The sequence below is a fragment of the Paenibacillus sp. V4I7 genome (assembly GCF_030817275.1).
In the GTDB taxonomy this organism is placed as follows: Bacteria; Bacillota; Bacilli; order Paenibacillales; family NBRC-103111; genus Paenibacillus_E.
This window is the reverse complement of the sequence record NZ_JAUSZD010000002.1, coordinates 6,156,557-6,168,351: the sequence shown is the minus strand read 5'-3', so window position 1 is coordinate 6,168,351 and position 11,795 is coordinate 6,156,557. Positions and strand designations below refer to the sequence as shown.

10 protein-coding genes are annotated in these 11,795 nt (G+C 44.3%); 6 read left to right on the top strand and 4 right to left on the bottom strand.

All coding sequences use genetic code 11. The features are described from left to right. Positions 1-12: 12 nt before the first annotated feature. The gene (locus tag QFZ80_RS28845; RefSeq protein ID WP_307552361.1) at positions 13-1,434 is read left to right on the top strand and encodes an NAD-dependent malic enzyme; all 1,422 of its coding nucleotides are present in this window, start codon (positions 13-15) and stop codon (positions 1,432-1,434) included. 392 nt (positions 1,435-1,826) lie between these two features. On the opposite strand, the gene QFZ80_RS28840 is transcribed toward QFZ80_RS28845, so the two are convergent. Further along, a complete protein-coding gene (locus tag QFZ80_RS28840; RefSeq protein ID WP_307552363.1) occupies positions 1,827-1,961 on the bottom strand; it encodes a hypothetical protein in 135 nt (44 codons plus the stop codon). Positions 1,962-2,040: 79 nt separating this feature from the next. On the opposite strand from QFZ80_RS28840, the gene QFZ80_RS28835 reads away from it, so the two are divergent. Beyond that, complete coding sequence (locus QFZ80_RS28835) at positions 2,041-2,370, top strand: hypothetical protein (RefSeq protein WP_307552365.1); 330 nt, start codon at positions 2,041-2,043, stop codon at positions 2,368-2,370. A gap of 65 nt (positions 2,371-2,435) precedes the next feature. Here the strand turns inward: QFZ80_RS28835 and QFZ80_RS28830 are convergent, their stop codons facing one another. After that, a complete protein-coding gene (locus QFZ80_RS28830; RefSeq protein ID WP_307552367.1) occupies positions 2,436-3,236 on the bottom strand; it encodes an AraC family transcriptional regulator in 801 nt (266 codons plus the stop codon). Positions 3,237-3,370: 134 nt separating this feature from the next. Between QFZ80_RS28830 and QFZ80_RS28825 the strand changes: the two genes are divergently transcribed. Next, complete coding sequence (locus QFZ80_RS28825) at positions 3,371-4,660, top strand: hypothetical protein (RefSeq protein WP_307562225.1); 1,290 nt, start codon at positions 3,371-3,373, stop codon at positions 4,658-4,660. Positions 4,661-5,295: 635 nt separating this feature from the next. On the opposite strand, the gene QFZ80_RS28820 is transcribed toward QFZ80_RS28825, so the two are convergent. After that, entirely contained in the window at positions 5,296-7,158 is a 1,863-nt protein-coding gene (locus QFZ80_RS28820) for a DUF2264 domain-containing protein (RefSeq protein WP_307562222.1), read from the bottom strand. Next, positions 7,158-8,270: a glycoside hydrolase family 88 protein gene (locus QFZ80_RS28815; protein ID WP_307552372.1), complete on the bottom strand. Its 1,113-nt coding sequence runs from the start codon at positions 8,268-8,270 to the stop codon at positions 7,158-7,160. The genes QFZ80_RS28820 and QFZ80_RS28815 overlap by 1 nt, the downstream gene beginning before the upstream one ends. Positions 8,271-8,513: 243 nt before the next feature. Here QFZ80_RS28815 and QFZ80_RS28810 point away from each other — a divergent pair, with 243 nt between their 5' ends. The 3 genes from QFZ80_RS28810 to QFZ80_RS28800 all read left to right on the top strand — a co-directional run bounded on the left by QFZ80_RS28810 (position 8,514) and on the right by QFZ80_RS28800 (position 11,772). Then, a complete protein-coding gene (locus tag QFZ80_RS28810; protein WP_307552373.1) occupies positions 8,514-9,443 on the top strand; it encodes a carbohydrate ABC transporter permease in 930 nt (309 codons plus the stop codon). Positions 9,444-9,463: 20 nt separating this feature from the next. Further along, positions 9,464-10,300, top strand: coding sequence for a carbohydrate ABC transporter permease (locus tag QFZ80_RS28805; RefSeq protein ID WP_307552374.1), 837 nt, complete (start codon positions 9,464-9,466; stop codon positions 10,298-10,300). A gap of 122 nt (positions 10,301-10,422) precedes the next feature. Next, positions 10,423-11,772, top strand: coding sequence for an ABC transporter substrate-binding protein (locus tag QFZ80_RS28800; RefSeq protein WP_307552376.1), 1,350 nt, complete (start codon positions 10,423-10,425; stop codon positions 11,770-11,772). Positions 11,773-11,795: the final 23 nt, after the last annotated feature.

Below are 11,795 nucleotides of genomic sequence, written 5' to 3'. Positions count from 1 at the left end.
GGAGGATTAACAATGGGGAAATCATCTTTTTTTGAGGGGAATAATATTATTCTTCGTATTGAAATGGAGACACATATTAAGTTCGGCGAAGTAGCAACAGCTATTGCTAGAGCCGGAGGGGACATTGTAGCCATAGATATTGTCGATTCTAGCGTAACGAATACAGTTCGTGACGTTACGGTTAATGGTTCCGATGCAGGACTAACTAATCAAATTACGGAAGCGCTATCCCTGATTACAGGGATCAGACTTGTACATGTCTCCGATCGAACTTTCTTACTTCATCTCGGTGGAAAGATCACCACGGTTCCCAAAAGCCAGATCCAAAATCGCGATGACTTATCACGGGTGTATACGCCGGACGTGGCAAGAGTATGTATGGCCATTCATGAAGATCCCAATAAAGTATTTACATTAACTATTAAGAAAAATATGGTAGCGGTTATATCAGACGGAAGTGCTGTATTGGGATTGGGAAATATTGGCCCTCGCGCGGCTATGCCTGTCATGGAAGGAAAGGCTGTACTGTTCAAGCAATTTGCTGATGTAGACGCTTTTCCTATATGCTTGAGCACGATGGATACGGAAGAAATTATTCAAACCATCAAACACATTGCTACCTCCTTTGGAGGTATAAATTTAGAGGATATTTCATCCCCTCGTTGCTTTGAGATTGAGAAACGATTGCGCGAGGAATTGGACATTCCTGTTTTTCACGATGATCAGCATGGAACCGCAGTTGTTATGTATGCTGGTTTAATCAATGCCTTAAAACTAGTGGGAAAGTCGATCAGTGATATTAAGGTGGTCGTATGTGGAGTTGGAGCAGCAGGTATTGCCTGCACGAATATGATGTTGGCAGCAGGGGTAAGGGAAATTCTTGGTGTAGATCGAACGGGTATATTGACTTCAGATAAAGAACAGGATAATTCAATGAAGCAGTGGTTTGCTGAACATACGAATCCCAATCGGATTAAAGGAACTTTACAGGATGCTTTACGTGGCGCTGATGTGTTCATCGGCCTTTCCTCGGGCGGTTTATTAACTCGAGAAGACGTTATGACCATGGCAGAAGATCCCATTATTTTTGCGATGGCAAATCCTACTCCAGAGATTCTACCTGAGGATATCGAGGATATTGCCGCTGTTGTCGCAACGGGTCGATCGGATTACCCAAACCAAATCAACAACGTCCTTTGCTTTCCAGGAATATTCCGTGGGGCTTTGGACTGTCGAGCTACTACGATCAATGAAGAAATGAAGCTAGCGGCGGCTGAAGCTATTGCCTCTATCATCAGTGATGAGGAAAGAAACAAGAATCATATTATACCCAGTGTATTCAATCAAAGAGTTGTAACCGCCGTCAGGGACCAAGTTATCAAAGCTGCCCTACTTACGAAGGTAGCTCGAAAAGTCCCGAAAGAATTCAGATAAGGGCTTTGTTAAATATGAGATCATAGCGATGCACGAGAAATTGTTGTTTGGCTATCAGGAACTCTCCAAGGTACTTGGAGAGTTCCTAGCCTTTAAAGAAGCTGCAAACAAAGGGAACTCAAAAAGAAAAAAAGAAAAAATCACCCTTTGTTTCTGTTGAAGTCTAACGACATGAAAGTACCTACAACGAAACCTTGTTAAATCAAGGTTTTTTGACTTTGTAGGGAGGTTCTTGTCGTTGTATTTACGAAATGAATATCCCTACATAACACGCATAGCCCAGTAGAGGTGCTTCATATGTGCAAGTTGAACAGGGGATTGGTTGTCTGCAGCTTCACGGTTGTTGACAATGATTTGCAATTGCGGGTCAATCTCCTTTTCATCCTTGTACCTCATACAGCAGCCCGATGAAGCTTTGCTGCGTTTGCCTTCTCGGGCAGGTCAAAGCCGGAAATCTCATACTCCGTGGTGCTGAGCGTCATATTCTTATCTCCATAGGAAACCTTATCATAGTAAGCTGTGGTCACGCCGAACAAAATCCTGAGATGGGTTAAGCTTAGAAGGGGAGCCCCTTGTTTCGAATCCGAATCCGTAGCCGGCGCTTCCGTGAGCTTGACGACATTTGCCAGCTTACCGTTCCAGAATGTCTTGGCTGCCGGCTCGCCAGCTTTCAGTTGTACCGCCGCTGCAGCTGGGAATCCACGTTTCCCGAAAGGAAAAATGTGGTTGCTAGACGATTCGCCGGCGGTTAGTCTGCTTTTGGATACCCATGAATATGCCTATGAAATGAAGTGCGCACCACGAATTACACGGGATATGTGCTATGTCCATCACCAAAAAGAACGCTTCATTCGGTGGTACAACGAGGTGGATGCGCGATTTACACTGGAGGATATGTACGCCAAAATCGCGTTGTTCGATGCGTACAAGAAATAACTCTCGCTTTACTGGCTTCCAAGAGCACAGAACGGCTCGTGTTGCAAGGACAAGCTTTATTGAATCTAACGTCTAGCCCCTTCCTTCCTAATATCGGAAGGGTTTTTTCCTCTTATCTTTTTGAATTGTCTGCTGAAAAAAGACAAGTCTCTGTACCCCAAAGCTTCCGCCACTTCAGAGGCATTCATCCCGTTAAAGCGCAGTAGGTGTTCGGCTCGTTCAATGCGTGTCTGAATTAAAAATTGTTCAAGCGAAATCCCCATGATTTCCTTGAATTTTAAAGAGAAATAGCGAGGAGATAAGTTTGCGTTCTCCGCTAAAGATCCCAGAGAATAAGGAATGCCCGGCGTCTGGCGGATGCGGTAAGCAAGCATTCGAATCATCGCAGATAAATGATCGGCAGGATGTGCAGCCGGCTGCTCTTCCTCGCGTTTTAGCTGCATCAACATCAAAGTCAACAGCAATTTCCCCTCAAGTGCGGAATCCCTCGTATTCTCCATCATCGTTTCCACATAGCGATTGAGATACGTTTCGAACACAAATCGATCTTTTACAAAATGAAAACCGGAAGGAATTCGTTGCATAATTTGTTCAGAGGCAGGTAAAGAAAAGTGAATGTATGTGACCGTTAAAGGCTGCTGCGGATCATGACTTGCTGCGGTTCTGTCTCCCGGCCGGAATAAAAAACATGTTCCGCCTTCGACCGAATAAGTCTTCTTGTTTCGAAGCATCGTACCCGTACCGCTCCATGCATACCATAAATCGAAATCTTCTAATGGTTGATGCCGCGTATCCCATTTCCATGTCCGCTCGCAGGTGACTTTGCCGAAATTGCCATTCAAGTCTAAATGAGATGTCACTTCCATCTTCAGGTTTCTCCTTTATGTAGAAAAGTACAAAGATTAGGTGTTGCAGTGAATTCATTTTACACCGATTTATCAGTAATATGAAGCCATAGCTAGATGTCCATAATACAAATATTTGAGGGAGTGGTATCAAGATGCTCCATCCATTCATGGGGATTGAACATTGGGATCGTATTGGCTTGTCTGTTGAGGAATCAGCTAGGCGTCTTCAGCGCATTGCGTATGTAGACCGAAGTTCCATGAGACTGGAAGCGGGTCATATGACGGCACGGCCGGAGTATGAAGTGAAAGGAGCATTAGCCCGCTTTACTTGGCAGGATGCCGAATTCTATAACCAACTCCGGAACCGCTGCAAGCAGCTTCGGATGGGCACAAGAGCTTTTGAGAAATGCCCGGATAATCCTTTAGAGGCGCTGATGGCTAGCATTTTGGCATCGGCTAATACGTTGAATTTGCTTGTCGCACTTTTTGAAGTGTTGAAGCCGGCGCTCATCAATGCGATACATAAGTATCTTTCTGAAGCGCAGCCGCTCGTTGATGAACCGACGATACATCTTTTGCAGCATCAGCTCATTGACCGCAAAGGGCAAATGGTTTGGGGCAAGCAGGCGATTGCTCATTTTACGGAATCAGCGACTGAGGAGGAGAAAGCGAGCGCTGAGCGCTGGAAGCTATATATCCAAGCGCTGCTGCAAGCAGCCGGAGGCATTGACGGATGCGCCGATAAGGTATCGGTGGATGCGAGTTTGATAGTGACTACGGAACCTTTTCAGCTACCGTTCACGAGTACCCGAGACAATCGTTTTCAAACGTCCGTCGTCAAAATGAAGGGAATGACATTCGAAGACAATGATGAAGGGCGTTTTCTCCAAATGATGCTTTCCCGTTATTTCGAGATGTCGCCTGCTGAGGGCGTTGCCTATGTGCATTTCTCTACGGAAGGGAAGCCATGGTCCTTCTACTACGATACCGCGAGACATCTATGGGATGAAGTCAGACACTGCTGGTTCGGAGAAGCGGCGCTGCGGAGTAAGGGCTATGATGTCCATGCCATTCCGAACTGGACGGGTTGGTATGATATGACTAGTCAATTGTTTAATAACGATGAAGCCTATACGCATTTAACCATTGCCATTGAAAAAGCTGCAATGAAATACCCCCCGGGAAAAAGGGAAGAATGGGAATTCTGCCGGGACATTGTCCATGACCCGTTAATGACAACCTTCCAGGATTTCGATTGGGCCGACGAAGTGGTTCATGCCGGTTTCGGTCAGAAATGGATTATTGATGAGCTGTTTAGCGGGGACAACGTGAAAGCGTTGGAGGCTGCGGAGGCTACCGTGGCGAAGCGAGCTGTGTACATGGGCTCATTCGAAAAAGTAGAAAATGTACCGCCGCCAAGCCGCTTCGCGGGTAATTATTAACAAGAATACAGGCTGCCGTAACAATACGGCAGCCTGTGTTTGTCTCGTAGCCAAAAAAACCACATATTTTGTATAATTACTCATAATGAACCGACTACTTTTGTTTTGTAGTCTTTGTTTGGTTATTGGTTGTTCTTTCAAACATCCATTATTTCCAAACACAACCTACGCCATGGCTACCGCTGTTTCTTTTATTGGGGTCAAATCCAAGTGCTGTAAGCAATCTGTTCCTTGGAGGTTGAATGGTGAAGTAGTATATCCAATATTCAAGTTGTTTCCGTGATACACTTTTGATTTCTGCACATATTCGAGGGATTTTCTTTTCGCGCTTTAGTTTCTTGTCGTGAAATTCTGCGATTTTAATGTTTGTGGGGATCATCAGACTATTTGATCTCTAAGCGAGAATTCCCTATGAACGGCTGGAAGCTGGTTTCTCTTATTCCATACAGTTTTATGAATCGCCAAGATGATAAACAGAGGGAGACAAGCTTGCTAGCGAGTGTTCGAGAAGCAAATTCGGAATCGAGTCCATGAGTTAAAAAACATTAAAAGCAGCCGCTTGCGGCTGCTTTTGTCATTATTTCGGAAAGTATTAGGAAGGGCGCTATTTCCCTTATTTCCCAACTCACTCCTCCTTATGCTATAAAAAACATTTGGGAAAACCGTATCGATCCGTATGCCGCATAAATGATTAATAGATTTTCTTTCACTTCAGCATAAGGCGCTTCTTGGACACTCTCTGGAAAGGCTGTCCTATCTGCTTCGCCGTAGAAGGCCGATACTAACCAGTTTCTACCGGGTTGTATACCAGTTTTCACAGTAGGGATTACGGTACGCGAGGCTTTAATGTTCGTGTTCGAATTGGGATAAATCAAATCAGGTTTTCCGTTCCCATATAAAATTTTGGCACCGCATGCCCCATTTTCATTCTGCATGATGATTTCATTTTTCGTTGCTGAACTTTGTCCGCCATGATAATGATTATGTTCAAGACCTAAGGCAAAGCCTCCATCTGCTGTATCGAGATAACGTTCTGAGTCTATACAGTGTATACGGACATGCCACGGGGCGCCAGGAATCAACCAGGTCTGGATTGTAACATTCGACCATGGTTTCCACTTTGTAAAGATGGTATTCTCTTGGATCGAATATTCCTCGCATTTTCGTTTTACTCGGAAAATATTATCTCCTTCGCTAAGCGCAAGCATGGAGTCAAATGCTCCTTGGGCGAGTCCCCACTCGGCTCTGGGTACACTAAAACCGAATACATTGGAGTAAACAAATTTTTCGTATTTTGCAGAGGTGTGAGTATGTTCATTGGTTGATAGGTGACCGGAATTAAAGGCCAGTACATGATTATGATTTTCCTGTCTACAAATCACCAAGTGAGGGGGCGCTTGCGTCGAAATTTTATTTAACGGCGGTAAAGGCAGCTCCTCCGCAGTCCAGAACGGATGATCCCCGCCAAGCGCTAAAGGCAAGAATGATTTGAGCGCCCAATAAGGCGATCCCGGAGAATTGTAGTTCTCAGCCATGATTAAGTTCGGATAGGCATATCCGACGCTTAATGTGCCGTCCGGGTTAAATATCGGCTGCTTGAACCACCAACGCAGGTTTCGCAGAAGCAGCCCTTTCATCACGCCCAGAGGAAACGGTTCAATGCCTGCGTATACAGCGGCACTCCAGAACGAAGACTGGGCGAATCGGTAAGCAAGGCTTCTACCATAAGGCAGGGCGGAGCCATCTTGCGCAAACCAATAAATGAAATCTTGAGCGAAATCAACCGCTCGGCTTTTATAGAGACGGGAACGTTCAGGATCCTCGAATTCCATGATTTTAGCGTAGAGAAGCCCATAATAATGAATAGCGAACGGAACATAGTAATCGCTGTGGCCACCTTCACCATCCGAATACCATCCATCCGACAAATAGAATGAGTCTAGTGTATTCAAGCACTGGTCCATGCGTACTTGGTCATAAGGCATGCCTACGGATTTGAGCCCCAAGTTGACCAGCACGAGGAAAAATAACCAGTTGCAATTCCAGAGCTGATATTGGTTGATTTGACTGAGCCAAGCGGCCAAATGATGCTTCTCCCGATCGTTTAGAGGCTCCCAAATCGTATCAGGAGTGAGACACAGAGCAATACCCAAAGCAGCCATCTCTACCATACGCTGGTCGTAATTGTTCAGATCACCCCAATACTCTTCATGCTCAGGGTCCGTTCCATGCTTAATGCCTTCCAGCTGGATATCCCAAATATCATAAGATTCCCCTCCCGCAAGCAGGGGGACAAGCCCCCAGAGGAGACGGGAAAAGCCCTCAAAACCTGCTAACTCATCTGGATAGGCAGCACCGCTTCCCGCGAGATTCAACCGTGAGCGGCCTTTGCTGTAATAAGGTTTGACGGGGTCGCAGAGCTGCTTTATTGCGTCTATTAGATCATCCCTTGTTTGCAAAGGGTTAAGGCTGATCGGATGGACCACCTGGTGAGCCATTAGAAAAACCTCCGCTTCCAGTCCATTAGCTTGGCCATCGCTTCCAGATAATAATAATCTCCATAAATAATTGATACATTGATGTTTTTATTTTCAGGCTTATGTCCCGTAGCTCCTTTCAAAATCGCATAATGGTTGACTTGATCTAACGCTGAATAGGAATTAGTCAATGCGTCCAAAATACGGACAGCCGCTTTCTTAAATGAGGCTCCTACAATGGGTTCCGATACTTCAGCAAGCTCCAGAAGGCCGGAAGCTGCTATTGCCGCTGCTGAGGAGTCCCGCGGCTCTCCATCTGTGTTCGGAAGACGGAAATCCCAATAGGGAACAGAATCTTCAGGTAGTGAAGCTAGGAAATGGTAGGCGCTCCGCTCTGCTGCATCGAGGAATCGCTTTTCACCGTTGTGCTTGTAGATATTCGCCATTCCATAAAGCGCCCATGCTTGTCCTCGGCTCCAGGCAGAATCAGGACCATACCCTTGTCCGCCATCGGTACGAGCCACTTCTCCGGTATTCGGATCAAAGCAAACAATATGATAATTGGAGCCATCAGGGCGGAGGAAATGCGTAAGCGCCGTATCCGCATGAGCATTGGCAATATGGGCAAATCTAGGATCACCCGATTCCTTGGATGCCCAATAAAGCAGAGACAGGTTCATGCAGCAATCGATAATTGCCCACCCTGTCTGGTCATCTCCGTTCCATGCGCGAATGAACCGGCCTACAGGATTATAACGGCCTGCCAAGAAATTAGCAGCTGCAAGTCCCCTGCGTCTGCCATCACGGTCACCAGTAATTAGATATTTAGCCACCGCAGTTGGCAAAAACTGAAAACCGACATCGTGGTACAGATCATTTTCTTCTATAAAAAGCTTCTCAAGCTTCTCATCCCAGGGGGTAGCCGCATTAAGGTAGCGTTGTTCACCCGTCATATCATAAAGAATCCAGAGCATTCCCGGCCAAAAGCCTGATGTCCACCAGTCAAGGGGCATATGGTCATAGTGGCCGTCGACACGGGCTACATGAGGGCAGCGGTCTCCGATATCCTCTATCATTCCGTCCACTTTGCTCTGAATACGTTGCCAAACCTGTTGCAGTTCTTCTTGCTTCATTATTATCCAACCTTTCCGCCATTCAGGGCGATTTTAAGAATTTCTTTTAATCATATTATAGTAGAAATTGTGCCGTTCTAATAATGAAGTATATTGTAGGAATTGAAACAAATTTTACTCATATTAGAGTGAAGTGTTATTTGCATGAACAAATTTTTTTGAAAAATGCAAAAATCATGGCATGTCTTTCATGGCATTAATTCTTATACTAAGATTAACAATCGCAAGAGAGAAGGTGCTGAAATGAACGATACGGCTGGAATTAAAGTCCCGGTTATGAGGAAGAAACGGAATGTTGAACAACGGAGGGAAACGGCAATGGGCTTCTTTTTTGTCGGGCCTATGTTGATCGGCTTAACCATATTTACCTTGTTGCCCATTCTGGCAACTATGTACTTGAGTCTGACAGAATGGAACTTCATTGCAGGAATCGATAAAATCAAATTCGTAGGGCTGGACAATTTCATCAGGCTGTTTCATGATCCGATATTTCTCCAATCCATGAAAAACAATGCCGTCTTAATGATTACAATCCCTATTACCATGCTGATTTCATTGCTCTTAGCCATTATAATTAACAAACATGTTTATTTAAAAGGGTTTTTCAAGGTCATTTATTTTATGCCCTATATTTCAACTATTGTCGCCATTGCAGTCGTGTATCAAGTATTGTTCCACCCATCTTTCGGGCCTGTAAACCAGTTTTTAATGTCAATAGGCGTGGACAATCCGCCTAAATGGTTAGCGGATATCAAGTTTTCGCTGTATTCCGTGATGATGATTCAAGTGTGGAGCGGTATTGGCTTTAGTTTAATTATTTATATGGCCGGCCTTCAGAACATCCCTCAGGATTTATACGAAGCAGCGGATATTGATGGAGCATCCACTTGGCATAAATTGCATTCAATTACCTTGCCTATGCTTTCTCCTACATCTTTTTTCTTACTGGTTACCGGCATTATAGGTACGTTTAAAATTTACGATTTGATTGCGGTTCTTACTTCAGGCGGTCCGGCAGATTCGACAAATGTAATGGTGTATTATTTGGTTGAAACGGCCTTTGTTAATCTGAAGACAGGGTATGCCTCTTCCATGGGGATCATGCTTCTAATCATCACTCTCGCGATTACAATGATTCAATGGGTTGCTCAGAAAAAATGGGTGAACTACTAGAAGAAAGGAGCATAATATCTATGAAACCAACCCTACAACCGGGCAAATTGCTTGTTACTGCAATCATGCTGCTATTCGGCGTCATATTCCTTCTCCCATTCTTGTGGATGATCTCCACCTCCTTCAAAGTTGAAGCGGACGTGTTCATATTTCCAATTCAATGGATTCCTACTCAGTGGAACATAATACAGAACTATACGGAGGTTTGGAACGGAAAGTACCCGTTTGCACTCTATTATTTTAATTCCATTAAGATTTCCGTTATTACGACGGTGTTATCTGTATTGATTTCCAGTATGGCCGCGTACGGTTTTTCGAAAGTTAATTTTAAAGGAAAAGAGATCATCTTCATCATCGTTTTGGCTACTTATATGGTGCCACACCAAGCCTTTCTAGTTCCGCAATTTGTCTTATATCGCTGGCTCGGGCTATTTAATAGTCATCTTGGACTAATTCTGCTCGGTAGCGTTAGTGTTCTAGGAACTTTTATGCTTCGGCAATTTTATATGGGCATCCATAATGAATTCATTGAATCGGCAAAGATGGATGGAGCCAACCATATTCGAATTTTCTTCTCTATTGCATTTCCGCTTGTAAGGCCAGCGGTAGCCACATACGCCATTCTAAGGTTTATATGGACATGGAATGACTTCCTAAACCCGACTATTTTTATTAAATCGGATATCTTGTATACGATCCCAATCGCTCTCAAAAAATTCTCCGACGCCTATGGCGGCCAAACTTATTCGCTTATTATGGCTGGTGCCGTATCAGCGATCATTCCTTTGCTAATCATTTTCGTAGTGGCTCAAAAACAAGTAATAGAAGGTATTGCTGTTGGAGGGGTAAAGGGCTAGAAGAGAAAAAATATTTCTATAATAGAAAAATTTTTATCTGTTTTACTTAACCACCCAAGTGATATATTCAAGCTGTAAACGCTGACAAACGACAATTAACTAGAAAAAGGGAGGCAACTTGAATGAAGATTAAATTAACAGCAATTGCGCTTAGTGCCGTTATGATGACTGGCCTGCTGTCCGCATGTGGAGCATCAGGAGACAAAGATACCGCAAAGCCTGCAGATAAAGGACAAGCAACCGAGCAGCCTAAGCAAGTAACACTGAAATTTTATCATTGGTATGATGAAAAAATAGAGAAGTTTGACATGTTGTTCGCGGAATTTAATAAGAAATATCCGAATATCAAAATCGAATCCGTCGTAGGTGTCGTTAATGATGCGAATGAAACGATGAAAAAGATCGATCTTGCTGCAGCTTCTGGTGAAAGTATTGACATCGTTGATTTGAACTCGCCAAGCAACTTTGCGCAACGCGCCGCTATTGGGCTTCTGGAGCCTCTAAACGATTACTTGACGAAAGACGGAATTAAGTATGCGGACGAGTTCAAATCAGACTATTCAGTTAATGGGAAGTATTATGCGCTTCCAGGGAAAGTAAACCAATATTTCGTCATGCTGAATAAAACTCATTTGGACGAGGCTGGACTTCCGGTTCCGAAAGAATGGACTTGGGATGAATATCTCGATTATGCTAAGAAAATGACTAAAGGCGAGGGTGCCCAAAAGCGTTATGGTACTTATTTTCACACTTGGGTAGACTATGCGATGCTGCCTCTGATGGGTCAAATTGATAACAATAGCTTGATCAAGAGAGACGGTACACAGAATGTAGATAACGATCTGTTCAGTCAAGGCCTACAGCTTCGTGATCGCGCTATGAAGGACGGCTCTGCAATCCCTTATGCAGATACAATCAGCCAAAAGCTTCATTACCGAAATGTGTACATGAACGGACAGGCAAGCATGATCGAAATTGGTTCGTGGATGATTCCTGAAGCTGCAGGCGAAGGTCCGATTAAACAAACATTTAAGACCGTATTCGCTCCTTATCCAACGGCTAAAAAAGGTGATCCGATTGCAAGCAAGACAGACGGCGATTTCCTTGCTGTAGGTGCAAGCTCGAAGCATAAGCAAGAGGCTTATACTTTCGTGAAATGGATGGCAACGGAAGGGATTGTGCTTCAAGGTAAATACCTCTCCGGTTGGAAGAAGGCAGATATGAACAAGTTGATCGATTCGATGACAGTTGGCGCAAATGCTGATAAGCTAGTGGATAAAGAATCGCTCAAGTATGTTCTGGACGTAACGAAGTCTGCTCCTCCTTTCATCCCAGTACCGTACCAAGCAGAACTGGAAAAAGCGTTGACTACCGAGCAAGAGAAGATGCTGCTAGGCAATCAATCTGTGGATGATGCGATCAAAAATGCCAGGACGAAAATTAAAGATTTGATAAAAGCAAACAGCAAATAATGTTATGCTTAAACAAGGACCTG